This window comes from Muricoccus roseus (assembly GCF_900141905.1).
Taxonomy (GTDB): domain Bacteria; phylum Pseudomonadota; class Alphaproteobacteria; order Acetobacterales; family Acetobacteraceae; genus Roseomonas; species Roseomonas rosea.
Genome location: NZ_FQZF01000034.1, coordinates 32,793 through 56,762, shown reverse-complemented (window position 1 = coordinate 56,762; position 23,970 = coordinate 32,793). Strand labels below are relative to the sequence as shown.

General features: G+C 69.8%; 26 protein-coding genes. 14 read left to right on the top strand and 12 right to left on the bottom strand.

What is annotated here, in order from left to right; translation table 11 throughout:
• Positions 1-232: 232 nt before the first annotated feature.
• A complete protein-coding gene (locus BUB97_RS21640) occupies positions 233-1,105 on the bottom strand; it encodes an FRG domain-containing protein (protein WP_073138753.1) in 873 nt (290 codons plus the stop codon).
• Positions 1,106-1,159: 54 nt separating this feature from the next.
• Here BUB97_RS21640 and BUB97_RS21635 point away from each other — a divergent pair, with 54 nt between their 5' ends.
• The 9 genes from BUB97_RS21635 to pqqE all read left to right on the top strand — a co-directional run bounded on the left by BUB97_RS21635 (position 1,160) and on the right by pqqE (position 7,590).
• Entirely contained in the window at positions 1,160-1,858 is a 699-nt protein-coding gene (locus BUB97_RS21635; protein WP_245818406.1) for a CDP-alcohol phosphatidyltransferase family protein, read from the top strand.
• A complete protein-coding gene (locus BUB97_RS21630; RefSeq protein ID WP_073138750.1) occupies positions 1,855-2,838 on the top strand; it encodes a phosphatidate cytidylyltransferase in 984 nt (327 codons plus the stop codon). The genes BUB97_RS21635 and BUB97_RS21630 overlap by 4 nt, the downstream gene beginning before the upstream one ends.
• Complete coding sequence (locus tag BUB97_RS21625; RefSeq protein ID WP_086062449.1) at positions 2,835-3,554, top strand: lysophospholipid acyltransferase family protein; 720 nt, start codon at positions 2,835-2,837, stop codon at positions 3,552-3,554. Before BUB97_RS21630 ends, BUB97_RS21625 begins: the two co-directional genes overlap by 4 nt.
• Before the next feature lie 75 nt (positions 3,555-3,629).
• The gene (locus BUB97_RS21620; protein WP_073138744.1) at positions 3,630-4,301 is read left to right on the top strand and encodes a methyltransferase domain-containing protein; all 672 of its coding nucleotides are present in this window, start codon (positions 3,630-3,632) and stop codon (positions 4,299-4,301) included.
• A 54-nt stretch (positions 4,302-4,355) separates the two neighbouring features.
• Entirely contained in the window at positions 4,356-4,475 is a 120-nt protein-coding gene (gene pqqA, locus BUB97_RS21615) for a pyrroloquinoline quinone precursor peptide PqqA (RefSeq protein ID WP_073138742.1), read from the top strand.
• 55 nt (positions 4,476-4,530) lie between these two features.
• Positions 4,531-5,463 (top strand): pyrroloquinoline quinone biosynthesis protein PqqB, encoded by a 933-nt coding sequence (gene pqqB, locus BUB97_RS21610; RefSeq protein WP_073138739.1) that lies wholly within the window; start codon positions 4,531-4,533, stop codon positions 5,461-5,463.
• 5 nt (positions 5,464-5,468) lie between these two features.
• Positions 5,469-6,218, top strand: coding sequence for a pyrroloquinoline-quinone synthase PqqC (gene pqqC / locus BUB97_RS21605; protein ID WP_073138783.1), 750 nt, complete (start codon positions 5,469-5,471; stop codon positions 6,216-6,218).
• The gene (gene pqqD, locus BUB97_RS21600) at positions 6,215-6,487 is read left to right on the top strand and encodes a pyrroloquinoline quinone biosynthesis peptide chaperone PqqD (protein ID WP_073138736.1); all 273 of its coding nucleotides are present in this window, start codon (positions 6,215-6,217) and stop codon (positions 6,485-6,487) included. The genes pqqC and pqqD overlap by 4 nt, the downstream gene beginning before the upstream one ends.
• Entirely contained in the window at positions 6,484-7,590 is a 1,107-nt protein-coding gene (gene pqqE, locus BUB97_RS21595) for a pyrroloquinoline quinone biosynthesis protein PqqE (RefSeq protein ID WP_073138734.1), read from the top strand. The genes pqqD and pqqE overlap by 4 nt, the downstream gene beginning before the upstream one ends.
• A 342-nt stretch (positions 7,591-7,932) precedes the next feature.
• On the opposite strand, the gene BUB97_RS21590 is transcribed toward pqqE, so the two are convergent.
• The 3 genes from BUB97_RS21590 to BUB97_RS21580 all read right to left on the bottom strand — a co-directional run bounded on the left by BUB97_RS21590 (position 7,933) and on the right by BUB97_RS21580 (position 10,122).
• On the bottom strand, positions 7,933-8,541 hold the full coding sequence (locus BUB97_RS21590; protein ID WP_139281417.1) for a c-type cytochrome: 609 nt from the start codon (positions 8,539-8,541) through the stop codon (positions 7,933-7,935).
• Positions 8,542-8,546: 5 nt separating this feature from the next.
• On the bottom strand, positions 8,547-9,782 hold the full coding sequence (locus tag BUB97_RS21585; protein WP_086062447.1) for a PQQ-dependent sugar dehydrogenase: 1,236 nt from the start codon (positions 9,780-9,782) through the stop codon (positions 8,547-8,549).
• Positions 9,783-9,903: 121 nt separating this feature from the next.
• Positions 9,904-10,122, bottom strand: coding sequence for a hypothetical protein (locus BUB97_RS21580; RefSeq protein WP_073138731.1), 219 nt, complete (start codon positions 10,120-10,122; stop codon positions 9,904-9,906).
• A gap of 246 nt (positions 10,123-10,368) precedes the next feature.
• Between BUB97_RS21580 and rpsD the strand changes: the two genes are divergently transcribed.
• The 3 genes from rpsD to BUB97_RS21565 all read left to right on the top strand — a co-directional run bounded on the left by rpsD (position 10,369) and on the right by BUB97_RS21565 (position 13,090).
• The gene (gene rpsD / locus BUB97_RS21575) at positions 10,369-10,986 is read left to right on the top strand and encodes a 30S ribosomal protein S4 (RefSeq protein WP_073138728.1); all 618 of its coding nucleotides are present in this window, start codon (positions 10,369-10,371) and stop codon (positions 10,984-10,986) included.
• A gap of 144 nt (positions 10,987-11,130) precedes the next feature.
• Positions 11,131-11,907 carry a hypothetical protein gene (locus BUB97_RS21570; protein ID WP_073138725.1) on the top strand — a complete coding sequence of 259 codons (777 nt, stop codon included), beginning with the start codon at positions 11,131-11,133 and terminating at the stop codon, positions 11,905-11,907.
• 154 nt (positions 11,908-12,061) lie between these two features.
• The gene (locus BUB97_RS21565; RefSeq protein ID WP_073138722.1) at positions 12,062-13,090 is read left to right on the top strand and encodes an amino acid ABC transporter substrate-binding protein; all 1,029 of its coding nucleotides are present in this window, start codon (positions 12,062-12,064) and stop codon (positions 13,088-13,090) included.
• A 53-nt stretch (positions 13,091-13,143) separates the two neighbouring features.
• Here BUB97_RS21565 and BUB97_RS21560 read toward each other — a convergent pair whose 3' ends face one another.
• From BUB97_RS21560 to BUB97_RS25960, 6 genes are all read right to left on the bottom strand, one after another.
• A complete protein-coding gene (locus tag BUB97_RS21560; protein ID WP_073138720.1) occupies positions 13,144-14,367 on the bottom strand; it encodes an MFS transporter in 1,224 nt (407 codons plus the stop codon).
• Positions 14,364-14,705: a Grx4 family monothiol glutaredoxin gene (grxD, locus tag BUB97_RS21555; RefSeq protein ID WP_073138717.1), complete on the bottom strand. Its 342-nt coding sequence runs from the start codon at positions 14,703-14,705 to the stop codon at positions 14,364-14,366. Before grxD ends, BUB97_RS21560 begins: the two co-directional genes overlap by 4 nt.
• Before the next feature lie 14 nt (positions 14,706-14,719).
• Positions 14,720-14,953 carry a BolA family protein gene (locus BUB97_RS21550; RefSeq protein WP_073138714.1) on the bottom strand — a complete coding sequence of 78 codons (234 nt, stop codon included), beginning with the start codon at positions 14,951-14,953 and terminating at the stop codon, positions 14,720-14,722.
• A 13-nt stretch (positions 14,954-14,966) separates the two neighbouring features.
• Complete coding sequence (gene purL, locus BUB97_RS21545) at positions 14,967-17,210, bottom strand: phosphoribosylformylglycinamidine synthase subunit PurL (RefSeq protein ID WP_073138775.1); 2,244 nt, start codon at positions 17,208-17,210, stop codon at positions 14,967-14,969.
• Positions 17,211-17,290: 80 nt separating this feature from the next.
• On the bottom strand, positions 17,291-17,896 hold the full coding sequence (locus BUB97_RS21540) for a transposase (protein ID WP_073138712.1): 606 nt from the start codon (positions 17,894-17,896) through the stop codon (positions 17,291-17,293).
• 74 nt (positions 17,897-17,970) lie between these two features.
• Positions 17,971-18,819 carry a hypothetical protein gene (locus tag BUB97_RS25960; protein WP_139281416.1) on the bottom strand — a complete coding sequence of 283 codons (849 nt, stop codon included), beginning with the start codon at positions 18,817-18,819 and terminating at the stop codon, positions 17,971-17,973.
• Between the two features lie 566 nt (positions 18,820-19,385).
• Between BUB97_RS25960 and BUB97_RS21535 the strand changes: the two genes are divergently transcribed.
• On the top strand, positions 19,386-20,435 hold the full coding sequence (locus BUB97_RS21535; RefSeq protein ID WP_408906149.1) for an amino acid ABC transporter substrate-binding protein: 1,050 nt from the start codon (positions 19,386-19,388) through the stop codon (positions 20,433-20,435).
• Between the two features lie 65 nt (positions 20,436-20,500).
• Here BUB97_RS21535 and BUB97_RS21530 read toward each other — a convergent pair whose 3' ends face one another.
• Positions 20,501-21,529 (bottom strand): SDR family oxidoreductase, encoded by a 1,029-nt coding sequence (locus BUB97_RS21530; RefSeq protein WP_086062446.1) that lies wholly within the window; start codon positions 21,527-21,529, stop codon positions 20,501-20,503.
• Positions 21,530-21,718: 189 nt separating this feature from the next.
• Here BUB97_RS21530 and BUB97_RS21525 point away from each other — a divergent pair, with 189 nt between their 5' ends.
• Positions 21,719-22,750, top strand: coding sequence for an SDR family NAD(P)-dependent oxidoreductase (locus BUB97_RS21525; protein WP_245818405.1), 1,032 nt, complete (start codon positions 21,719-21,721; stop codon positions 22,748-22,750).
• A gap of 27 nt (positions 22,751-22,777) precedes the next feature.
• Here BUB97_RS21525 and BUB97_RS21520 read toward each other — a convergent pair whose 3' ends face one another.
• The gene (locus BUB97_RS21520) at positions 22,778-23,869 is read right to left on the bottom strand and encodes an SMP-30/gluconolactonase/LRE family protein (RefSeq protein WP_073138709.1); all 1,092 of its coding nucleotides are present in this window, start codon (positions 23,867-23,869) and stop codon (positions 22,778-22,780) included.
• Positions 23,870-23,970: the final 101 nt, after the last annotated feature.

Sequence of the window (23,970 nt, the reverse complement as noted above, 5' to 3'; positions counted from 1 at the left end):
GAGGCCCTTGGAACCCCGTCTGACTGCCGTGGATACCCCGGATCGAAGGGGTCTCGGGTTGAAGGGTGCTGATTCTGCCGTTGAAGTCGCCTGAGGTCCAAGACCTCAGGCGCACCGTCAGCCCCGTGATTCCAAACTTGAAGAAAAAGAAGAAGGAGGGGTCCGGGGAGAGGAAGAATTCCTTCTTCCTCTCCCCGGGACAAACCGTCAGCCCAGAACCTGGCCAGGCCACCTAACGCCCAAGCCCTTCCCGGATCCCAGCGGCCAGTCCTTCCAGCCAATCCCCCGTCGCGGGATAGAGCGCCTCGCGGGGAACGCACGGAAAAGCGGGGTCGCCCCAGAACGCGCGCGGCTCGAAGCGGAACTTCGCGACGATCCGCCGCCCGAAATCCATTTCGAACGGCCGGTAGTGCTGCTTTTGCGAAAGGCCGATCATCTCGGGATATTCGCCCAGCAGGTAGCCTTCCTGCAGATGCGGCCGCATGGCGGAGGGCGGGCAGACGCTCGCCAGCCGGACGATCTGCAGCCCGCCCTCGGCGCTGGCGGTGATGGCGCCGCTGAGATGGGGCACCGCCAGCACGAGGAGGCAAGCCTCGTCGTCTGCGGAAAGGCTGGTGCCCACGGAGAGGCTGGCGAACGACGCCGCGATGCGCAGCGAATGCGTCACGTCCAGCAGCGGCGTGCCGCAGACCTCGTAATGCTGCAGGATAGCCCAGCGCAGGAGCCGCTCGCGCGCCACGCGTTGCCGGCCCAGCGCGCGCAGCGCCTCGAACCCCTCGGCCAGCCGTTGCTCGGCCAGACGCAGCGTCTCGTAGCGTTCCTCGACCAGCTGGTCCGGCAGCGTCTTCCGCCCGTCGGGCGGGCGGAAGATGGTCGGCTTCAGCGTGGTGAAGCCCCGCACGCTCCGCCAGTCCCGCTCCTGCCCCCGATAGAGCAGCACGTGGTGCCGGTTGCGGTATTGCAGCTCCGCCACCCGCGCCGCCAGCTCGGGGTAGCTGCCCACGCGGAAGCCCCGGCCGCTGCGCACCTGGCCGCTGGTCACCAGCTCCGCCGCCGCGGACCCGTCCAGGAACGACCAGAGCTTCGAGACGCCGACCCTCTCCAATTCCGCTCCTCCGAACATGGCGGCCCGCCCTGTCCCGCCCCGGCGGGGCTTGGCTTGGCCTGGCCGCCCAGCCTCGTCACACTGCCCCCCATGGAAACGCAGACCAAGGACGGGGAAGGGCAGGGCGGAGACCGCCGCCCCATCGCCGCGCGGAACACCGGCTTCGCCCATGCCCTCGCCGGATGGCTCATCCGCCGCCGCGCCTCGCCCAACGGCATTTCGGCCGCGGGCATGGTCGCCGGGCTGATCGCCGGCCTCGCCCTGGCGGGCACCGCCTGGTGGCCGGAAGCCGCCCGTCCCCTCTGGCTCGCGGGCGCGCTCTTCATCCAACTGCGGCTCCTGGCCAATCTGATGGACGGCATGGTCGCCCTCGGCCGCGGCGTCGCCTCCCCGGTCGGCGAGCTGTGGAACGAGGTGCCGGACCGCGTCTCCGACAGCGCCGTCCTCCTCGGCCTGGGCATCGCCGCGGGCAGCCCCGCCTGGGGCCTCGCCGCCTCGCTCGCCGCCATGGCCACCGCCTATATCCGCACCACCGGCCGCGCGGCCGGCGCGCCCAGCGACTTCCGCGGGCCCATGGCCAAGCAGCAGCGCATGGCGCTCGTCACCGTGCTCGCCCTCTGGTGCGCCGTCACCCCGCTCGCCTGGCAGGCGGGGCTTCCCCTCTGGGCGCTGGTCGCCATCACCGCGCTCGCGGGCCTCACCGCGCTCCGCCGCCTCGGCGGCGCCGCCACGGCCCTGAGGACGCGCGCATGATCCCGCATCCGCCCGGCGGCGCCTTCGCCCATCCCGTCACCACCGGCATCATCCTTGCCACACTGGCCGTGCTCGCCCTCTCCGGCCTCGCCATCCTGGCCATCTCGAAATCGGGCCGCGCGGAGCCGGAATTCCGGAAGGAGCTGTGGCTGCGCTGGGGCTCCTGGTGCGTGCTGCTGCCGCTGATGCTCGGCCCCGTTCTGCTCGGCCGCGAATGGACCATCGCCGCCGTCACGGTCCTGTCCCTGTTCTGCTACCGCGAATATGCCAGGGCCACCGGCCTCTTCCGCGAAAGGGTGCTCAGCCTCGTCATCGTCCTCGGCATCCTCGCCGTGAACTTCGCGGCGCTGGACCATTGGTACGGCTTCTTCACCGCGCTCTGGCCGCTGATGGCCTGCCTGCTGGCCGTCTGCACCATCCCGCTGGACCGGCCGGCGGGCTACATCCAGCGCACGGCGCTCGCCATCCTCGCCTTCATGCTCTTCGGCGCGGGGCTCGCCCATCTCGGCTACATGGCGAACGACCCGGGCTACCGCCCGCTGGTGCTGCTCCTGCTCACCGCCGTCGCGCTGAACGACGTGGCGGCCTTCACCTGCGGCAAGCTCATCGGTGGCGCGAAGCTGCTGCCCGCCACCAGCCCGAACAAGACCGTCTCCGGCTCCCTCGGCGCCGTGGTGGTCACCACCACCCTCGTCGCCCTCGTCGGCGCCGCCATCTTCCGCGGCACGCCGCTCGCCAACCCGGTCTGGCTCGTCGCCATGGGCGCGCTCGTCAGCGTCGCCGGCCAGGCGGGCGACCTCCTCCTCTCCTCCATCAAGCGCGACCTGGGGATCAAGGACATGGGCACGGTCCTGCCCGGCCATGGCGGCGTGCTGGACCGCTTCAACTCCCTCCTCCTCGTCGCCCCGGCCATCTTCCACCTCGTGCAGTATTTCCTCGGCTTCGGGCTCACCGCCCCCACCCGGGTCATCACGGGATGATGGAGGACTGGAAGCTCCGCCCCGCCCGCGACCTCGGCCTGCGCCCGGCCGAGCGCCTGCGCAGCCTCGGGCGGGAGCCCGGACTCTTCGGCCTGGGCGTGAACGCCGCCTGGCGCCGCGCCGTGCGCGCCTATCTCCGCAGCTTCCACGGCTTCCGGGTGGAGGGGCGGGAGAACCTGCCGGCGCAGCCGCCCTTCGTGATGGTGGCCAACCATGCCAGCCACCTGGACGCGCTGGCCCTCTCCGCCGCGCTCCGCGGCCCGGCGGCGCGCCGCGCCCATGCCATGGCGGCGGGGGACCTCTTCTTCGCGAACCATGCCGTCGCCGCCCTCTCGGCCTATGCCATCAACGCCCTGCCGGTCTGGCGCGGCCGCAGCCGCCGCGCCGATCTCGAGACGATGCGGACCCGCCTCGCCGAGGACGGCCTCGTCTACATCCTCTTCCCCGAGGGCACGCGCAGCCGCAGCGGCGCCATGGCCTCCTTCCAGCCCGGCCTCGGCATGCTCGTCGCCGGCACCGAGATCCCGGTCGTTCCCTGCTGGATCGAGGGCGCCCGCGAGGCCTGGCCGGCCCATGCCCGCGCCCCGCGCCCCTTCCGCCCGCTGAGCCTCAGGATCGGCCCGCCGCTCCGCTTCTCCGATGCGCCGCAGACGCGCGAAGGATGGCAGCAGGTGGCTGAGTCTGGCGAAATCGCGACGCGCAGCCTCTCCTTGTGATCCGGTTGCCGCTTTTCGAGATGGACGCGATGCGATACCGACGGCGCTGACCGCTCCGCCAGGACAGCGATTCCCATGCTCGATGTGAGACCGGATTCGGCCGGCAATCCGTACCGGCGCGCCCGGCTCGCCCGCCTCCGCGCCCTGGTGGACGAGGTTCTCGCCCGCAAGCCGCTCTGCCGCATCGTCGACATCGGAGGCACATCCGGCTTCTGGCGTCTCTGGCTCGCCGAACTTCCCGCCGACCGGGTGCAGGTGGATTGCTACAATCTCGACCCCGCCCATGCCGATGTGGGGCGGGTCGAGCATGTGCGCGTCATGCATGGCGATGCCACCCGCCTCTCCCAGGTGGCGGACGGCGCCTATGACGTCGCCTTCTCCAACTCCGTCATCGAGCATGTCGGCCTCTGGAACGCCCAGCTCGCCATGGCGCGGGAGGTGAAGCGCGTCGCCCCCGTCTACTTCGTCCAGACCCCCTATTTCTGGTTCCCGGTCGAGCCCCATGCCCGGGCGCCCTTCCTGCACTGGATGCCGGAATCCTGGGCCTACCGCATCCTCATGCGCCGCCGCCTCGGCTTCTGGCCGAAGCAGGAGACGGTCGCGGAGGCGGTGGGAATGCTGCAATCCGCCCGCATGCTGGACCAGGCCCAGTTCCGCGCCCTGTTCGACGACGCCGAGATCATCCGCGAAAAAGCCTTCGGCCTGACGAAGTCGTTGATGGCCATCCGGCGTTCCCACCCCAGATAGCGCCTTGAGAGGCCTTGCGGGCGCCCGTTGACGCCGGCCCCGCAATCCGCCCGAATGCCACCGGCGCCGCATGGCTGCCCTGAGGAGGAACGAAACATGGCCTGGAAGACCCCCAAGATCGTCGAGATCTCCGTCGCGATGGAAATCAACTCCTATGCCTGCGCCGAGATCTGACGCCACGGCCTGACGCCCGGCGCCCCCCGGGAACCGCCGGGGGGACAGGATTTCGATGCTCAAGCTGATCGTGCTCGGCGCGGCGGCAGGGGGTGGCTTTCCGCAATGGAACTCCGCCGGCCCCGGCTGCCGGCGCGCCCGCGCCGGTGATCCCACCGCGCGCCCCCGCACCCAATGCGCCCTGGCCGCCAGCGCGGACGGGGAACGCTGGGTCCTGCTCAATGCCGCCCCCGAACTGCCCGCCCAGCTCGCCGCCACGCCCGCCCTGCACCCGCGGCCCGGCCCCGGGCAGATCCGGCACTCCCCCATCGCCGCCGTGCTGCTCACGGGCGCCGAGGTGGACACGGTCGCGGGCCTTCTCTCTCTCCGCGAACGCCACCCCTTCGCCCTCTACGCCACCCCGCCCTCGCTGGGCGTGCTCGCGGCCAATCCCATCTTCGGCGCGCTCAACCCCGCCATCGTCCCGCGCCGCGAACTGCCACTCGGTTCGCCCCTGCCGCTGCGCGATGCCGAAGGCGCGCCGCTCGGCCTCACGGTCGAGGCCTATGCCGTCCCCGGCAAGGTCCCCCTCTTCCTCGAGACGCGCGACGAGGCCGAGCCGGGGGAGGAAGGCGCGACCATCGGCCTCGCGATCCGCGCCGGGGAGGGACCTGCCGCCCATTTCATCCCGGGCTGCGCCATGATGACCGAGGCCCTCCGCATCCGCCTGCGCGGCGCGGAGCTGGTGCTCTTCGACGGCACCCTCTTCCGTGACGACGAGATGATCCGCGCCGGCGCCGGCCCCAAGACCGGCGCCCGGATGGGCCACATGTCCATCAGCGGGGAGGGGGGCACCATCGCCGCCTTCGCCGATCTCGGCGTGCGCCGCCGCATCCTCATCCACCTGAACAACACCAACCCCGTTCTGCTCGACGACAGCCCGGAGCGCGCCCAGGTCGCCGCCGCGGGCTGGGACGTGGCCGAGGACGGCATGGAGATCACCGCGTGAGCGCGCTGCCGCAGGACGAGAAGGACCGGCTCCTGGCGCCGGAGGAGCTGGAGGCGCAGCTCCGCGCCATCGGCGCCGAGCGCTACCACAACCTGCATCCCTTCCACCGCCTGCTGCATGGCGGGAAGCTCACCAAGGGCCAGGTCCAGGCCTGGGCGCTCAACCGCTACTACTACCAGGCCAGCATCCCCGCGAAGGACGCCTCCCTCCTCGCCCGCCTGCCCACCACCGCGCTCCGCCGCGAATGGCGCCGCCGGCTGGAGGATCATGACGGCGACGGCAGCAAGCCCGGCGGCGTGGAGCGCTGGCTGGTGCTGACGCGCGGCCTCGGCCTGGAGGACGGCTATGTCACCTCCCTGCAGGGCCTGCTCCCCGCCACCCGCTTCGCCGTGGACGCCTATGTCCATTTCGTGCGCGAGCGCAGCCTCCTCGAAGCCGTCGCCTCCTCGCTCACCGAGATGTTCTCCCCCGCCATCATCTCCGAGCGCGTCAGCGGCATGCTCCGCGCCTATGACTTCGTGGACGAGGCGACGCTCGCCTACTTCACCCCGCGCCTCACCCAGGCGCCGCAGGACGTCGCCTTCGCGCTCGACTACGTGACGCGCGAGGCCCGCAGCCGCGCGCAGCAGGAACAGGTGCTGGCGGCGCTCCGCTTCAAATGCGACCTGCTCTGGGCCCAGCTGGACGCGCTGCACCACGCCTATGTCAGCCCCGGCCTGCCGCCGCCGGGCGCCTTCGTCCCCGGCATCCCATGATCGCTCCCACGGCCATCCCCCGCTTCGCCCGCGGCATGCGCCTGCGCGAGGACGCGGCACGCGCCCGCTGGGTGGTGGTCGGCCCGGAACGCCTCTTCGTGCCCGATGAGATCGCCCTCGAGATCCTCCGCCTGCTTGACGGCAGCCGCAGCGTGGACGCGATCGTGGACGACCTCGCCGCCCGCTTCGACGCCCCGCGCGAGGCCATCGCCGCCGACGTGACCACCCTGCTGGACGACCTGCTGGCCAAGGGCGTCGTCACCGCATGAACCTCCCTCCGCCGCCTCCACCCCTGGGCCTCCTGGCGGAGCTGACGCATCGCTGCCCGCTGCGCTGCCCCTATTGCTCGAACCCCGTCGAACTCTCCCGCGCCTCCGCCGAGCTCGACGCCGAAACCTGGGGCCGCGTCTTCCGCGAGGCCGCCGCCCTCGGCGTGCTGCAGCTCCACCTCTCCGGCGGCGAGCCCGCCGCCCGCCGGGACCTGCCCGAGATCGTCGCCCATGCCGCGCGCGCCGGCCTCTACAGCAACCTCATCACATCAGGCGTGCTGCTCGACACCGCGCGGCTGAAGGCCCTCGCCGCCGCCGGGCTCGACCATGTCCAGCTCTCCGTGCAGGACGCGGAGGAGGGCTCGGCGGACCGCATCGGCGGCCTGCGCGGCGGCCATGTCCGCAAGCTCGCCTTCGCCGAGGCGGTCCAGGCCGCCGACCTGCCGCTCACCCTCAACGCCGTCGTCCACCGCCAGAACCTGGACCGCCTGCCGGCGCTGATCGACCTCGCCCTGCATCTCGGCGCGGGCCGGCTGGAGGTGGCGCATGTGCAGTATTACGGCTGGGCGCTCCGCAACCGCGACGCCCTCCTCCCCAGTCGCGCCCAGCTCGAAGCCGCCACCGAAACCGTCACCGCCGCGCGCGAGGCGCTGCGCGGCCGCCTCGTCATCGACTACGTGGTGCCCGACTACTACGCGCGCCGCCCGAAGGCCTGCATGGGCGGCTGGGGCCGCTCCTTCATCGCTGTCTCCCCCGCTGGCCGCGCGCTGCCCTGCCACGCGGCCGAAAGCCTCCCCGGCTTCGACTTCCCCAATGTCCGCGACGCCTCACTCGCCGAGATCTGGGCGCATTCCGAGGCCTTCCAGCGCTACCGCGGCACCTCCTGGATGCCCGAACCCTGCCGCGCCTGCGACCACCGCGAACGGGACTGGGGCGGCTGCCGCTGCCAGGCCTTCGCCCTGACCGGGGACGCCGCGAACACCGACCCCGCCTGCGCCCTGTCCCCCCACCACCACCTGCTCGACCTCGCGGTGCGGGATGCCGCCATCGCCGGGGCGGACTTCACCTATCGCGAGATGCCCCGGATTCCGTCCGAGGCTTGATCGTCGTGGGGCTCTTGCCTGATGCGGTGGTCTGTCCCGGGGAGAGGAAGAAGGAATTCTTCCTCTCCCCGGACCCGTCGAAGGCAGTGCCTTCGACCCATCATCTTTTTCTTCGAGTTTGGAATCACTCAGCTGGCGGGGCGCCTGAGGTCGATGACCTCAGGCGACTGCAAGCGCAGGATCAATCCCCTTCAACCAGACGCCCCTACGAGCATCGTATCCACGGCAGTCAGACGGGGTTCCAATGGCCTCAGGCCCTTGGCGGGAGAGGTCCGGAGAGGGCAGGGCCCTCACCGGGAAGCCCGGCAGCCCAGAACGCCCGCAAAGCGCCCGCCGGCATCCTCACCGCTGCGCCACGTAATGCGCGATCGCGTCGATCTGCGCGTCCGTCAGCCCATGCACCGCCGCGTTCATCTGCGTATCCGTCCCGTGCCGCTGGCTATCGCGATAGGCCTTCAGCGTCGCCGCCAGGAAGTCTTCCCGCTGCCCTGCGATGCGCGGCACCTGGGCCTGGCCCGTCAGGTTCGGCAGGTGGCACACGCCGCAGCGCAGCCGGTTCGCCAGCGCCGCCCCGTTGTTGAAGGCGCCCACGTTCCGCCGCGCGCGGTCCGGCGGCACCCCATGCGGCAGGGAGGCGAAATAGGCCCCGAGATCCTCGAGCTGCGTGTCCGTCAGCCCTTCGGTCGCGGTCATCATCGGCGGCACGTCGCGCAGCCCCTCGCGGAACATCACGAGTTGCAGCGTGACGAACTCGCCTTGCTGCCCGGCGAGGGAGGGGATGGAAGGCGTGGCGGAGACGCCGCGTTCTCCATGGCAGGCGCCACAATTGCGCTCGGCGGCGACCGCCGCGCCGCGCTCCACCGCCGCGTCCTGCGCCATGGCAGGGCCGACAAAGGCGGGGGCGAAAAAGGCTGGCGCCATCAGCGCCAGCCCCATGATCCAAGCCTTCAATCCGCTCACCGCTGATAGGTGATCCGGTAGATCGCGCCGTTCTGCTCGTCGGAGACGAGCATCGAGCCGTCGGGCATCACCAGCACGTCGGTCGGCCGGCCCTTGAAGCTGTTGTCCCCGCTGTCGAGCAGCCCGGTCAGGAAGGGCTCCACCGTCCCCTGCGAGCCGTCCTCGTTCAGCGCCACCGTCACCACGTCGAAGCCGGTTTTGGCGTCGCGGTTCCAGGAGCCGTGGCGCGCGACGAAGGCGCGGCCGCGATAGGCCTCGGGGAACATGGTGCCGTTGTAGAAGCGCATCCCCAGCGGCGCCGTGTGCGGCCCGAGCAGCGCGACGGGCGCCGGGAATTCCGAGCACTTCCGCCCCGTATGCCCCGGGTCCTGCCAGGCAGCGCCAGAGCAATAGGGGAAGCCGTGATGCTCGCCGGCCCGGGCCAGCCGGTGCAGCGTGTCCTCCGGCGTGTCGTTGCCCGCCCAGTCCCGCGCGTTGTTGCTGGCATAGAGCACGTTCGTGCCCGGCCGCCAGTCGAAGCCCACCGAGTTGCGCACGCCCTGGCCCATCACCTCGCGGCCGGAGCCATCGGGGTTGAAGCGCACGATCAGCGCGTGGCGGTTCTCGTCGAAGGTGCAGACGTTACAGGGCACGCCGATATTCATGTACAGCTTGCCGTCGGGCCCGAAGGCCACGAACTTCCAGCCGTGATGCGTCTCGGTCGGCAGGTTGAAGGCCTGGGTCAGCTCCACCGGCTCGGCATTCGGGTTCTGCGCGATATTGTCGTAGCGCAGCACCCGGTTGATCGCGATGACATAGAGCGAGCCGTCCCGCACCGCGACGCCGTTCGGGTTGTCCAGCCGCTGCGCCAGCACGCGCGGCGTGCGCGTGCCGCCCTCGTCCTTCACCGCATATACGCGCCCGATCGCGCGCGTGCCGACATAGACCGTCCCGTCCTCGCCGCGCGCCATCATCCGCGCGCCCGGCATGCCCGAGGCCCAGAGCTCCGCCCGGAAGCCCTGGGGCAGGCGGATGGCACCGACCGGGATACGGTCCACGGGCGTCGCGGTCAGCCGTGGCGCATGCGGGGCGAGGGGGCTGTTCGCCTGGTCGGCCGAGCGGCCCTGCGCCCAGGCGGGCGGGGAGGCGGCAGGGGGCGAGGCGGGCGCCGGCTGCTGGGCGAGGCTCGGCAAGGCAAAGGCGAGGGAGAGCGCGCCGGCCAGGGCCGATCGCAACACGAGCTGGGACGTCATGAGTTCCTCCTCGGCGGCGCTTGTTCGCGCCGTTCCGCATGAAGGCTAGGTCATGACGTCCTGTTAAGACAATGGTTGGAAGCCCAACCAGCGCGGCCCCTGCGCACCCTCGCCCCGGACCTCAGCCCTGCCCGCCGATCTCCTGCCGCCGCACCAGCCGCCTGGCCAGCCACAGCCCGATCAGCCCCGCCACGGGCGCGGAGGGCAGCACCAGCACCCAGCCGGCATGGGCGCCCTGCGTCACCATGCCCAGCCCGATGCCCAGCATCAGCCCGCCGACCAGGCTGCCGACCACCCCCGCCGTCAGCCCGAGGATGAGGATGTCTTCGCGAAGTCCCATGCCACGCCGGTTAAGCGGGCCCACGGGGTTTGACAAGCGCCGCCCGATCCCCTATCGGCCGCCCCTCTTCCCGGGAACGTGGACGCACCCAGGGGCACCGGCCTGATCCGGACCCATGAGCGGCGCGCGCCCGCCCCGGCCCCCGCAGTTCCGCGGGGTCCGACGGACTACCGGGACAACACCACGGGCAAAGCCACACCGCGAATGCGGGGGCGCAGCCCGGACGAGCGATGAAGGAGCCGGCGCATGACCAAGCGCGCGGAAAGCAAGTACAAGATCAACCGCCGCCTCGGCGTGAACCTGTGGGGCCGCGCCAAGTCCCCGATCGCCAAGCGCGAGTATGGCCCCGGCCAGCATGGCCAGCGCCGTAAGAACAAGCCGACCGACTTCGGCATCCAGCTGATGGCCAAGCAGAAGCTCAAGGGCTACTACGGCAACATCGGCGAGAAGCAGTTCCGCAAGTATTACGACGAGGCCGTGCGCCGTAAGGGCGACACCTCCGAGAACCTGATCGAGCTGCTCGAGCGCCGGCTGGACGCGGTGGTGTACCGCATGAAGTTCGCGGTCACCCCCTTCGCCTCGCGCCAGTTCGTCAACCACGGCCATGTCACCGTGAACGGCAAGCGCGTGAACATCCCCTCCTATCTCGTGAAGGATGGCGACATCGTCGAGGTGAAGGAGAAGTCCAAGGGCCTCACCGCCGTGCTCGACGCCGCCCAGTCCGGCGAGCGCGACGTGCCCGAGTACATCCAGGTGGACCACCGCCAGATGAAGGGCTCCTTCGTCCGCGCCCCCAAGCTGTCGGACGTGCCCTACCCCGTGCAGATGGAACCGAACCTGGTGGTCGAGTTCTACTCGCGCTGATGACGGCGGGCAGGGCGCAAGGCCCTGCCCATCCGCGAAGGGGGTTCCTCGTTCCGGGCCCCCAAACCCCCGCCGCGCCCCCACGTTGTGCGCGCGGCGGAAGGGCCTAACCTTCGGCCCATCCAAGCCGGGGAACCGCCCACCATGCCGCAGGACCATCTCCGCCGCCTTCTCTGCCTCATCCTGCCCTGGGTGCAGATCGCGACGGCCTTCCTCCCGGCGCTCGGCTTCGGCACCTCCATGGCCGCCGTCTCCGCGGCCACCCGCACGCCCGTCGTGCCGGCGGGCTATGCCTTCTCCATCTGGAGCGTGATCTTCCTCCTCGCCGCCGCCTACGGCATCTGGCAGTTCCTGCCCGCGAACCGGGACAGCGCGCTCGCCCGCCGCACCGGCTGGCCGCTGGCCGGCAGCTTCGCCGCCAACACGCTCTGGCAGGTCACCTCCCAGCTCACCGGCTCGGTCGGCTTCGGGCTGCTCCTCATCATCCTCATCAGCCTCGCCTGCGCCCTCACGGCCCTCTTCCTCGCCCGCAGCACGCCCGAGCCCGGCTTCGGCCCGCGCTGGATCGTCTCGCCCCTCACGGGGCTCCTCGCCGGTTGGCTGACCGCGGCCAGCTTCGTGAACCTCTCCTCCGCCGCCCGCCAGGCCGGCATCCTGCCCGAGAACGGCATGGCGGCGACGCTGGCGGCCGTGGTCATCCTCTTCGCCGCCGGCGGCGCCGCCGCCGCGCTCACCTGGCTGCTGCGGCGCGATGCCGGCTGGTTCGCCGCCGCCCTGCTCTGGGCTTTCACCGGGGTGGTGGCCGCGAATCTGGGCGTGAACCAGGTGAACATCCCCGCCGCCCTCACCGCCGCCGTCATGCTCGCCCTCGTCTTCGCCGTCGCCTGGCAGCGCCGGCGGCCGGCGCCGCTCTCCGCCTGAGGAAAGCGACGCGACCTTAGGCAGAAGGGCGCCGGTTGCCTCCCCCTTGCGCGCCCGCCCGCCTGGCAGGCCCCGATACGGGCTCTCGCGCGTGTTGACTTGCACCGGCCGGGCTTCGCACGCTCCCGATACGAATCAGGGAAGGCAGAAACCCATGTTGAGACGCGCAATCCTGGCCACCGCCGCGGCCGCCGCCGCGCTCTTCGGCGCCGGCCAGCCGGCCAAGGCCGGCGCCACGCTTGATGCGATCCGCGCGCGCGGCCAGCTCGTCTGCGGCATCCACACCGGCATCGCGGGCTTCGCCACTCCCGATGCGCGCGGTGTCTGGCAGGGCTTCGACGTGGATTTCTGCCGCGGCCTGGCGGTGGCCCTGTTCAACGACCCGAACAAGGTGCGCTTCAGCCCGCTCAGCTCCTCCACCCGCTTCACCGCCCTCGGCTCGGGCGAGGTGGACGTGCTCTTCCGCACGAGCACCGAGACGATGCTGCGCGACGTGACGCTCGGCCTGCGCGCCATCACCCCGAACTTCTATGACGGCCATGGCTTCATGGTCCGCGCCAACGCCAACATCGCCAAGGCGTCGGACATGGCCGGCGCGACCATCTGCCTCATCCAGGGCACCACGAACGAGATGGTCACGGCCGACTACTTCCGCAGCCAGAACCTCCAGTTCAGCCCCGTGCTGTTCGAGCGCACGGACCAGGCGGCCGCCGCGCTCCAGGCCGGCCGCTGCGACAGCTTCGGCACCGACGCCTCGCAGCTCGCCGCCATCCGCTCCGCCATGCCCAACCCGTCCGACTGGACCATCCTGACCGAGCGTTTCTCCAAGGAGCCCTACGGCCCCTATGTCCGCCGCGGCGACGACGAATGGTACGACGTGGTCCGCTGGTACGTGAACGCCGTCATCCAGGCGGAGGAGAGCGGCGTCACCTCCCAGAACGTGGACGAGGTGAAGCGCACCACGACCAACCCCGACACGCGCCGCCTGCTGGGCGTGACGCCGGAGCTGGGCCAGTCCCTGAAGCTGGACCCGAACTGGGTGGTGAACATCGTGAAAGCGATCGGCAATTACGGCGAGATCTACGAGCGCCATATGGGCCCGAGGACGCCGGTGGGCCTGGCCCGCGGCCCGAACGAGCTCTGGACGCGCGGTGGCCTTCTCTACGCCCTGCCGATGCGCTGAGGCGCCTCCGTGCGGGAACGGGGCCGGGGAGGGTGACCTCCCCGGCCCTTTTCCTATCCGCCCCGCCGCAGCCGGGGCAGGACCAGCAGCGAGACCAGCACGAGCTGCCCGACCGCCAGCAATTGCGGCAGCAGCCAGCTGCCCGTAAGCGTCACCAGCCCCGCGAAGATCGCGGGCGGGATGAGGTAGCCAAGGAAGCACAGCGTCGTGGACCCCGACGTCGCCTCCGCCACCCGGCCCGGAGGCGAGAGCCGCGCGATCTCCGCCTGGTAGATGCCGTTCCAGCTCGCCACCAGCGACCCCGCCAGTAGGCCGAGCAGCAGCGTGCCCGGGAAGCCCAGCGGCGGCAGCAGGACGAAGACGGTGACCACCGCCGCGCCGCCCAGCCCCTGCCCGACGAGATTCATCGCGGCATTGCCCGTGCGGTCCGCCAGCCATCCCAGGATGATGCGCGCGAGCACGCCGCCCGCCTGCATGGCGGCGAAAACCGCGCCGGCCTGCACCAGGTTGAGATGCCGGGTCTCGGTCAGCCAGGTGACGGCGAAGGCGAAGAAGCAGCCCTGCACGGTCGCCAGGGAGCAGGCGAGCCAGGTGAGGGGCGGGAGCAGCGGGTGCAGGCGGAGCGCTGCGAAGGGGCCGACGAGGTTGCCGCGGCCGAAGAGGGCGCGGGGGTGCACGGGGCGGTCCGGTTCGCGCTCCACATCCAGGGAGCGGCGGCTGGGCTGGATGAGTGCGGCGGAGAGCAGGGCGAGGGCGATGGCCAGGGCCAGGGCCGCGGGCCAGCCGTGATAGGCGCCGACCGGGGCGATGACGAGGCCGGCGAGCATGCCGCCCAGTGGGGCGCCGGCCTGCTTGACGGAGAAGATGAGGGAGCGGTGCCGGGGCGGGGCCGTGGCGGCGAGGATGCGGCTGCCCGCGGGCGGGGTGGGGCCGTAGCCGACGCCGATGAGGAAGGCGGCGAGGCCGAGGGCCAGCATGCCTCCCAGCCCCGCTAGCGCCATGCCGGCGGCGGCGATGAGGGCCCCGGCCTGGAGGGTACGGACGGGGCCGAGCCGGGCGAGGATGGGGCTGCCGGGCACGAGGAAGGCCAGGATGCCCAGCGTGCCCAGGGCGGCGAGATGCCCCGCCGCCTCGGGCGGGAGGCCGGCGCTGCCCGTGAGGAGGGGGGCGAGCACCGGCACGCACTGGTTGAGGAAGGCCGCCACCGTCTGCATCAGCAGGGTAACGGCCAGGGCGACCTTCCAGGAGGCGTTGGCGAGAGCGCCCGGGGAGCTCACGCGGCCTGGGTGTGGGGGATGCCGTTCTCGGTGAGGAGGGTGGCCAGCTCGCCGGACTGGAACATCTCGGTGATGATGTCGCAGCCGCCGACGAACTCGCCCTTCACGTAGAGCTGGGGGATGGTCGGCCAGTTGGAATAGGCCTTGATGCCCTCGCGCACGTCGGGGTCGGCCAGGACGTTCACCCCGTGGAAGGGGACGCCCATGTGGGAGAGGATCTGCACCACGCGGGCGGAGAAGCCGCATTGGGGGAAGACCGGTGTGCCCTTCATGAAGAGGGTCACGGGGCTGCTCTCGATCTCGGAGCGGATGGTCTGGAAGACGGGGTTGTCGGACATTCCGGGGGTTCCCTTCAATCGGGTGCGGAGGTTTGGAGGGCGAGGGCGTGGAGCTCGCCGCCCATGCGGCCCTGGAGGGCGGCATAGACGAGCTGGTGCTGCTTCACGCGGGAGAGGCCCTTGAAGGCGGGGGAGACGACGGTGGCGGCGTAGTGGTCGCCGTCGCCGGCCAGGTCCTCGATCGTCACCTGGGCGTCGGGGAGGGCGGCGCGGATCAGGGCTTCGATCTCGGCGGCGGGCATCGCCATGTCTCGGGTCTCCTCAGCGGTCGGCCATGAGGGCGGGGAGGGTGCCCTCATGCGCGGCGCGCAGCTCGTCCAGGGATATGGCGGGGTGGCCGGGCAGCGCCAAGGCCTTGTTGCCCGTGACCTTGGCGATGCGGGTGGCGGGGATGCCGGCGGCCTTGGCGGCTTCCAGCAGGGCGTCCGGGTTGGCGGTGGCGCAGAGGTAGCGGGCCTGGTCCTCGCCGTACCAGAAGGCGTGGGCGGGGGTGCCGGCGGGGGCGGGTTCGATGGCGAGGCCGAGATCGGCGGCGAGGGCCATTTCGGCGAGGGCGACGAGGAGGCCGCCATCGGCGAGGTCGTGGCAGGCGGCGATGCGGCCGGCGAGGATGTTCTCCCGCACGAAGTCGCCGTTGCGGCGCTCGGCCTCGAGGTCCACGGGCGGGGGGGCGCCTTCCTCGCGGCCCGCGATCTCGCGCAGCCAGATGGACTGGCCGAGATGGCCGCGGGTTTCGCCGAGGAGGATGATGTCGTGGCCGGGCTGGGGGGCGATGCCGGTGGCCTGCCGCGCATCCTCGATGACGCCGACGCCGCCGATGGCGGGGGTGGGGAGGATGCTGACCGGGTTCGCCACGTTTCCGCGGGTTTCGTTGTAGAGGCTGACGTTGCCGGAGACGACGGGGTAGTCCAGCGCGCGGCAGGCGGCGGCCATGCCGCGGATGGCGGCGGCGAACTGGCCCATGATCTCGGGGCGCTCGGGGTTGCCGAAGTTCATGTTGTCGGTGATGGCCAGCGGCTTCGCGCCCGTGGCGGTGATGTTGCGCCAGGTTTCCACGACGGCCTGGGCGCCGCCGACCTCGGGATCTGCCGCGACGTAACGGGGGGTGACGTCGGTGGTCATGGCCAGCGCGCGGGGGCTGTCTTCCAGCTTGACGATGGCGGCGTCGGCGGCGCCGGGGCGGCGGACGGTCTGGCCGCCGACGGTGCTGTCATACTGGTCCCAGATCCAGCGGCGGGAGCAGAGGTCGGGGCTGGCGAGGAGGGTTTTCAGCGCGGCGCCGATGCCCACGGGGTCCGCGACGGAGGCGGCTTCGAGCAGGGGCTGCTTCGGGGTTTCGGTGGTGGGGCGGCGGTAGAGGGGGGCTTCGGATTCGAGGGGGGCGAGGGGGATGTCGGCCTCGAGGATGCCCTTGTGGCGCAGCGTGATGCGGCCCGTGTCCGTCAGGTGGCCGATGATGGCGAAGTCCAGCTCCCACTTCTCGAAGATGGCCTGGGCGACGTGTTCCTGGCCGGGCTTGAGGACCATGAGCATGCGCTCCTGGCTTTCGCTCAGCATCATCTCATAGGCGGACATGCCCTCCTCGCGCTGGGGGACGTTGTCCATGATGAGTTCGATGCCGACGCCGCCCTTGCCGGCCATCTCGACGCTGCTGCTGGTGAGGCCGGCGGCGCCCATGTCCTGGATGGCGACGATGGCGTCGGTTTCCATCAGCTCCAGGCAGGCTTCGATGAGGAGCTTTTCGGCGAAGGGGTCGCCGATCTGGACGGTGGGGCGCTTTTCCTCCGCGTCCTCGGAGAATTCCGCCGAGGCCATGGTGGCGCCGTGGATGCCGTCGCGGCCGGTCTTGCTGCCGACATAGACCACGGGGTTGCCGATGCCGGCGGCCGCGCTGAGGAAGATGCGGTCCTTCCGGGCGATGCCGACGGTCATGGCGTTGACGAGGGGGTTGCCGTTGTAGGCGGGGTGGAAGTTCACCTCTCCGCCCACGGTGGGGACGCCGACGCAGTTGCCGTAGCCGCCGATGCCGCGGACGACGCCATCGAGAATTTGCTTCGTGCGGGGGTGGTTCACATCGCCGAAGCGCAGGGCGTTGAGGTTGGCGATGGGGCGGGCGCCCATGGTGAAGACATCGCGCAGGATGCCGCCGACGCCGGTGGCGGCGCCCTGGTAGGGCTCGATGAAGCTGGGGTGGTTGTGGCTTTCCATCTTGAAGATGGCGGCCAGGCCGTCGCCGATGTCGATGACGCCCGCGTTCTCGCCCGGGCCGTGGATGACCCAGGGGGCCTTGGTCGGCAGTTCCTTCAGCCAGACGCGGCTGGATTTGTAGGAGCAGTGTTCCGACCACATGACGGAGAAGATGCCGAGTTCCGTCATCGACGGGGTGCGGCCGAGGATGGCCAGCACGCGGTCGAACTCGTCGCCCTTCAGGCCGAAATCCTTGGCGAGGCTGCGGGCCTTCGCTTCATCCAGGAGGTTGGCGGGGGTTTCGGCGGCATTCGGCATGGGCGGTTTTTGGGCAGGCGGGCGGGGCTTGTCGAGGGGGCTTTCCGGGGTGGGGTTCTTCCTGGGCTGCATGGCTTGGTTCAGGGCCAGGCGAGGCGGACGGAGCGGGGGATGCGGGCGCGGCCCTCCGCCGCGCGGAAGAGGTGCTTCAGGGCGCGGAGGTATTCGACGCGGCGGGTGCGGCCGGCGCGGGTTTGCGGGATTTTCAAGGGGATGGGGAGGCGGGAGAGGCGTTCGGACAAATCGGGGTCTGGCAGGAGCCAGGGGGGGCCGTTCAGCGCCGAGCGAAGGCCGATGCGGCGGATGAGGAGGAGGAAGGCCATGCCGAGGATGCGGTGGGCACGGCGGCAGGCGCGGACGATGAGGTGTTCGATCTGCCGCAGGGGGTGGGTGGGGGCGGATTCGGCCAGGGCGATGAGAAGGCGTTCCCATAGGCCGGCATGGGTGAGGCGGCGGAAGTGGCGGGCGATGGTTTCGGGTTTGGCGCCCGGTGCCTGGGCTTCGCGCCAGGGGGCGTGGGAGGCGGTGGCGCGGAAGATGGCATCCATCCGGGCGCGTAGATCGGCGATTTTGTGGCCCTGCGGGGCGCGGTGGAGGAGGTAGGGGAGGAGGGCGTGGAATTGGAGGTCGGTGAGCGGGGCGTAGGGGGCGGGAGGGGTTAGGCGGGGGGCGTGGGGGAGGGGCATGGGTGGGAGTGTGGCAGGAAATAGGAAAAAAGTCAACTGAGTTTGCTTGTTAGTTCGAAGCTGAAGAGGCGATTCTAAGTCGAAACCGAACAGAAGCGCCTGGCTTCTGGGCAGCAGATCAACAAACGTGGAGGCGGCTCGGCGTTACAAATAAAGATTATTCTATACTCACTATCTTGCTCATACTTTTTGTGTTTTATTACGAACTGGCCGTTGTGAACGAGTTCAGCTGATCTGCTCCAAAGACTTATCTTACCTGGGTTATCTGGATGCCTGAACGCCGCTGGATTGAGGTCGCCAATCACTGCCCGCGTAAACTGATAATGACAACGTCGGAGCATGACTTTATCTATAGAAATTCCGTGCTCATTTCGAAGTTGATCGCGTAATGCAGTGTGGAGCGCATTCATAAAGCCCCGATTGTCTTTGATTACCAAGGTGGCATCATACCCATCAAACGCGGAGTTCGGGTCGTTAGTCATGCAGTATATGAAGGCGTGGGCGCCTGTGGTTGCTTCGAGCATAAATGTCCTGCTCGCTCCTTCAGCGATTGCAAGGAACTGCCCTTCAGCTCCGTCCTCGATAGGAGCCTTCTCAATGCTTCTATACACCGAGAGTGTGCTAATCAGCATTTCTCCATCCGCAAAAAACCGATCTAAATGCTCCCTTTTCATTTTCTTGTAGAGCGTCGTATCTGGCCGCACATGTTGCGGGCGTCGCAAGTCAAGGTAACTCCGCTCCTCCGCCTCCCGCATTAAGTCATGCATAGCTACCGGTGCGGCGGCTCCTCTATCAACCATTTTTCTGTGAGCCCGGATGACGAGTTGTGCTTTTTCTTCTTTGCTGAGGCGCCTGTCCCATATCGCAGCTGTTGTAAGAAGCGTGCTGTAACCGCTTATTTCTAATGATTGGCCGTTGGACATTGGTTTCCTACCCACAGAACAACCCGGAATTTCCTAGCATTTGATGCGGAATGGCTCAATCCATAGACAGGTGCCCACATCGCAGTCGGCGCGATGCCGTGCAAGCTGGAGAATTTCGTTAGCGGCCTTCCAGTGGATCGCAGCCTTTGTGCCGCGAATAGGTTACGCAGATTTCTAACATGCCAAGCTGTGCAACCTCGGACGGCTGGATGACTGAGAAGTAGACAGAGGTTCCGGGGCAGGCGAGTGTGATGAAGGTGCGGCTCCAAAGGGTCTGCTCTTTAATCCCCAAAGACCGCGTTCTTGCGTGGGAACAAAACTCTGGACGGCGCGGCGAGGGCTTTTCCAAGTTGTGCATCGGGAGTGCGCCCAACCGTCCGCGGGGTCCGGGGTGGCCGTTGCCACCCCGGCGATAGGGGGTCTGGGGGAAAGCGGCGCTTTCCCCCGAGGACAGACCGCGCTTGATCGTTTCTGATCCCGCCCGTTAGCCTCGCCCCCCAGAGGGCCGGAGACATGGCCCCCCGGGGAAGGCTGCCGGTCGCGCGCATCTCAACCAGAATTCGGGGATGCTTTGCGCGATGATGACGGGGATGCGGGCCGCGCTGGGGCGCGTGGCGTTGGGGGTGGTGGCCTTGTGCGGGATGGCCGGGGTGGCCGGGGCGCAGGGTTCGGCGGATACGATCGGGGCCATTCGGGCGCGCGGGGCGCTGCTGTGTGGCGTGGCGGGGGTGACGGCGGGGTTCAGCCTGCCGGACAGCCAGGGGGTGATGCGCGGGCTGGATGCGGATGGGTGCCGGATCGTGGCGGCCGCGATCCTGGGCGATGCGAACAAGGTTCGGTTCATCAACACGACGGCGACGAACCGGTTCACCGCCTTGCAGAGCGGCGAGGTGGACATGCTGGTGCGGAACACGACCTGGACGCTGGGGCGCGAGGCGGCGCTGGGGCTCGAATTCGCGAGCATCAATTTCTATGACGGCACCGGCTTCATGGTGAAGGCGGCTTCCGGCGTGACCTCGGTGCGGGGGCTGGATGGGGCGACGGTGTGCGTGCAGCCCGGGAGCACGACGGAGCTGAGCCTGACGGATTACTTCCGGGTTCATGCGATGCGGTTCACGCCGCTGGTGATCGAGAATCTGGAGGAGTTGCGGGCGGCGTTCATCAACGGGCGGTGCGATGCGTTCACGACGGATGCGAGTTCGCTGGCCGCGTTCCGGTACACGCAGGGGGAGAATGCGAGCCAGTATGTGCTGTTGCCCGAGATCGTCTCGAAGGAGCCGTTGGGGAGCGTGGTGCGGAAGGGGGACTGGAAGTTCTTCGACATCGTGCGCTGGGCGCATTTCGCGCAGCTGACGGCGGAGGAGCTGGGAATCACGAGCCAGAACATCGAGACGTTCCGGGGGAACACGAATCCGGAGGTTCAGCGGTTCATGGGGGCGACGGGGGATCTGGGCCGGTCGCTGGGGGTTTCGCCGGACTGGGCGGTGCAGATTGTCCGGCAGGTGGGGAATTTCGGGGAGATGTGGGAGCGCAACATCACGCCGCTGGGGGTGCAGCGGGGGATCAACAACCTGTGGACCAGGGGTGGGCTGCAATACGCGCCGCCGATGCGGTGAGGGTGGCGGGGGGAGGCGGTGGCGCCTCCCCCCGGAGTGGGGCCTGGTTCGCGTGGGGGCGCGGGTCAGGTGTCCCACTCATCCGTGCGGCGGAGGGCGGAGCCGATGAGGAGGGCGGCGGCGGTGAGGAGGGCCGCGGTGGCGACGGGGCGCTTGGTGGCCTTCACGTAGAAGCTGTGCTTGCGGAGGAGGTGTGGTTCGTGGGTGCCGCGTTCATGGCCGCCATAGCCCGGCTGGAAGAGGGCGCGTGAGGGTGGGCCGCTGGAGCGGCGGGTGCGCGACTGGTGGGAGGTGTACATCAGGCGCTTCATCACCCAGTCGGTGAAGTGCGGGGCGAGGAAGCCGATGAGGGCGGCGGCCTTGGCCTGGGAGCCGACATACATGTCGCGCTTGGGGTGTTCGGCGCACCAGAGGATGGCTTCGGCGACGGCTTCGGGCGGGTAGATCATGCCGCGGTGGACGGGCTGCATGGGCATGAAGTTGCCGGCGTGCTCGTTGTAGGGCGTGTCGATGCGGCCGGGGTGGATGAGGGAGACGGAGACGGGGATGCCGTTGTGCTCCAGCTCCGTTCGCATGCCTTCGGTGAAGCCGTGGACGGCGAACTTCGCCGAGGCGTAGGTGGATTGGACGGCGGGGGCGCGGTCTCCGAAGAAGCTGCCGACGTTGATGATGGCGCCGGGGCCGCCGCGTTCGCGGTAATGGGCGAGGGCGGCGAGGGAGCCGTGGACGACGCCCCAGTAGACCGTGTCGAACATGCGGTGCCAGTCGGCCATGGGCACGTCCCAGACCTGGCCGAAGATGGAGATGCCGGCGTTGTTCACCCAGGTGTCGATGCGGCCGAATTCGCGGATGGCGGTGTCGGCGAGGTTCTTGACGTCCTCCTCCTTGCCGACGTCGCAATGCACGGCGATGGCCTGGCCGCCCTGTGCGCGGATTTCCTCGGCGAGGTTGTTCAAGGCTTCGTCGTTGCGGGCGGCGGCCACGACCTTGGCGCCCTGGCGGGCGGCCATGCGGGCGGTGACGAGGCCGATGCCGCTGCTTGCGCCGGTGATGACGATGACCTGCTGGGAGAGGGGCTTCAGGGCGACGGGCATCCAGCGTTCCTTGATCGTGGCGGGGATGCTGCGGGGGTGGGGCGTCGTTTTCCTTGCCGCATGTGAATCGTGCGGCGCCGCGCACGCGGCTGTGTTGGCGCGAGGCGTGTCGCGCGTGACCCGGGCGGAACGATGCGGGGGGTGGCGGGTTCTACGCGGGAGGCCTGCATCGTGCCGGAGGATCGTTCCTTGCTGCCATTCCATCTGTTGCCCCTCGCCGTGGTCGCGCTGGCGGGGGCGATGCTGTCCGGGTGTTCGGCGCCTTCCGAGTTGGGCGCGGAGCGGGCGCGGGTGGCGGGGCGGACCTATGTGGTCACGGGTGCATCCAGCGGGTTCGGGCGCGGGGTGGCGGTGAAGCTTGGCACCTACGGGGCGAATGTGGTGCTGGCGGCGCGGCGGGGCGCGGTGCTGGAGGAGGTGGCGGCCGAGGTGCGGGCCGGTGGGGGCCAGGCGCTGGTGGTGCCGGTGGATGTGGCCGACGAGGCGGCGGTGGAGCGGCTGGCGCGGGCGGCGGTGGAGCGCTTCGGGCGGATCGATGTGTGGATCAACAATGCGGCCGTCGCGTCCATCGGGCGGTTCGAGGAGATCCCGGTCGCGGATCATGCGCGGATCGTGGATGTGAACCTGAAAGGGGCGATCTTCGGCACGCATGCCGCGATCCGCCAGTTCCGCCGGCAGGGTGGCGGGGTGGTGGTGAACATCTCCTCGGTCGAGGGGCATGTGCCGATGGCGTATCATGCGAGCTACGCCTCGACGAAGGCGGCGCTGCTGGCGCTGGGCGGCGCGATCAACGAGGAGATGCGGCTGCAGCGGACCTCCACGATCAAGGTGGCGAATGTGCTGCCCTGGGCGGTGGACACGCCGTTCTGGGACCATGCGGGGAACTACACGGGCCGGCAGTCCCGGGTGGCGACGATGGATGGGCCGGAGGAGGTGGTGGATTCCATCATCTGGGTGTCGCTGCACCCGGTGCAGGAATACTCGGTGGGGTGGAAGGCGCGCGGGGCGGTGCTGGGCTCGCAGGTCTGGCCGTCGCTCGCGCGGGGGCTGGCGGGCGACCTGGTGCATGGATCGCAGATGGAGGATGCGCCGCCGGGGCCGGTGACCGCGGGTTCCGTGCATCAGCCGGTGCCGCAGGGGACCGGGGTGGATGGCGGGGTGCGGGCGCGGATGGAGGCGGAGCGCGAGGCGCGCCGGGGAGCGGGCGCCGCGGGCCGGTGACGGCCGGGGCGCCCGCTCCGGCGCGGTTCAGACCGCGCCGTGGGCTTCCACGTAGAGGGCGTAGAGGGAGTGGCTGCTGGTCATGTAGAGGCGGTTGCCCTTGGGGCCGCCGAAGCAGAGGTTGGCGCAGCGTTCGGGCAGGCGGATGAAGCCGATGGGCTTGCCCTGCGGGTTGAAGACCATGACGCCGTCGAGGTCTTCCGGCTTGCCGCGGAGCTGGTGGACCATGCGGTTGCCGATGCGGGCGGGCTCGGCCTCCAGGGCGCCGTTGCTGCCGTAGCCGACCCAGAGATTGCCGTCGCGGTCCACGCGGAAGCCGTCCAGCGCGCCCTGGTCGGCGGCGTCGATCAGCTTGGTCTTGTTGCCGACCGTGCCGTCGTTGTTGACGTCGAAGCTCCAGATGCTGCGGTTGGGGGTGCCGCGCCATTCGACGACGTAGAGCTTGCGCTCGTCGGGGGAGAAGGCGAGGCCGTTGGGGTTGAGGATGTCGGTGATGACGGCGGTGAGCTTTCCGTCCGGCGTCAGGCGGTAGACGTTGGTGGTGGCCTGTTCCGGCCGCGCGCGGCTGCCTTCCCATTCGCCGTTGATGCCGAAGGTCGGGTCGGTGAACCAGATGGTGTCGTCGGACTTCACCACGATGTCGTTGGGCGCGTTGAGGCGCTTGCCCTCGAAGCTGTCGGCGAGGACGGTGATGGAGCCGTCCTTTTCCGTGCGGGTGACGCGGCGGGTGACGGAGTGTTCGCAGGTGACGAGGCGGCCCTGGCGGTCCCGCGCGTTGCCGTTGGCGTAGTTCGCGGGATGGCGGAAGACGGTGAAGGAGCCGTCCTTCTCGTCATACTTCATGATGCGGTTGTTCGGGATGTCGCTGCAGAGGAGGTAGCCGCCCTCGGGGAAGTAGGCGGGGCCTTCGGCCCAGCGCATGCCGGTGCCGAGCTGTTCGACGGTGCTGCTGTAGATTCGGTAGCGCGCGAAGCTCGGGTCGAGGATCTGCACCGCCGGGTCCGGGTAGCGCTGGTTCGGCGCGAAGGGGAAGGACTGGGCCGCGGCGGCGCCGGTGAGGGCGGCCATGGAAGCGGTGGCGCCGGCGGCCCGCAGCAGGCCGCGCCGTGTGGTGGTCATGCGTGTTTCCTCTTCCCCGACGCGGTTTGCCCGCGCGATTCGTTCCGGATGATGCCCATGCCGGGCGGGGGGCTGGCAAGCGCGCGGCGCCCGTCCTGCCC

Coding starts and splice junctions, on each gene's coding strand:
- BUB97_RS21630 (WP_073138750.1), top strand. CDS start 1,855: ATGATCCCGCATCCGCCCGGCGGCGCCTTCGCCCATCCCGTCACCACC.
- rpsD (WP_073138728.1), top strand. CDS start 10,369: ATGACCAAGCGCGCGGAAAGCAAGTACAAGATCAACCGCCGCCTCGGC.
- grxD (WP_073138717.1), bottom strand. CDS start 14,705: ATGTCCGACAACCCCGTCTTCCAGACCATCCGCTCCGAGATCGAGAGC.
- BUB97_RS21535 (WP_408906149.1), top strand. CDS start 19,386: ATGCTTTGCGCGATGATGACGGGGATGCGGGCCGCGCTGGGGCGCGTG.
- pqqA (WP_073138742.1), top strand. CDS start 4,356: ATGCCACCGGCGCCGCATGGCTGCCCTGAGGAGGAACGAAACATGGCC.
- BUB97_RS25960 (WP_139281416.1), bottom strand. CDS start 18,819: ATGTCCAACGGCCAATCATTAGAAATAAGCGGTTACAGCACGCTTCTT.
- pqqD (WP_073138736.1), top strand. CDS start 6,215: ATGATCGCTCCCACGGCCATCCCCCGCTTCGCCCGCGGCATGCGCCTG.
- BUB97_RS21565 (WP_073138722.1), top strand. CDS start 12,062: ATGTTGAGACGCGCAATCCTGGCCACCGCCGCGGCCGCCGCCGCGCTC.
- pqqE (WP_073138734.1), top strand. CDS start 6,484: ATGAACCTCCCTCCGCCGCCTCCACCCCTGGGCCTCCTGGCGGAGCTG.
- BUB97_RS21585 (WP_086062447.1), bottom strand. CDS start 9,782: ATGACGTCCCAGCTCGTGTTGCGATCGGCCCTGGCCGGCGCGCTCTCC.
- BUB97_RS21580 (WP_073138731.1), bottom strand. CDS start 10,122: ATGGGACTTCGCGAAGACATCCTCATCCTCGGGCTGACGGCGGGGGTG.
- BUB97_RS21540 (WP_073138712.1), bottom strand. CDS start 17,896: ATGCCCCTCCCCCACGCCCCCCGCCTAACCCCTCCCGCCCCCTACGCC.
- BUB97_RS21520 (WP_073138709.1), bottom strand. CDS start 23,869: ATGACCACCACACGGCGCGGCCTGCTGCGGGCCGCCGGCGCCACCGCT.
- BUB97_RS21625 (WP_086062449.1), top strand. CDS start 2,835: ATGATGGAGGACTGGAAGCTCCGCCCCGCCCGCGACCTCGGCCTGCGC.
- BUB97_RS21570 (WP_073138725.1), top strand. CDS start 11,131: ATGCCGCAGGACCATCTCCGCCGCCTTCTCTGCCTCATCCTGCCCTGG.
- purL (WP_073138775.1), bottom strand. CDS start 17,210: ATGCCGAATGCCGCCGAAACCCCCGCCAACCTCCTGGATGAAGCGAAG.
- BUB97_RS21530 (WP_086062446.1), bottom strand. CDS start 21,529: ATGCCCGTCGCCCTGAAGCCCCTCTCCCAGCAGGTCATCGTCATCACC.
- BUB97_RS21550 (WP_073138714.1), bottom strand. CDS start 14,953: ATGGCGATGCCCGCCGCCGAGATCGAAGCCCTGATCCGCGCCGCCCTC.
- BUB97_RS21620 (WP_073138744.1), top strand. CDS start 3,630: ATGCTCGATGTGAGACCGGATTCGGCCGGCAATCCGTACCGGCGCGCC.
- pqqB (WP_073138739.1), top strand. CDS start 4,531: ATGCTCAAGCTGATCGTGCTCGGCGCGGCGGCAGGGGGTGGCTTTCCG.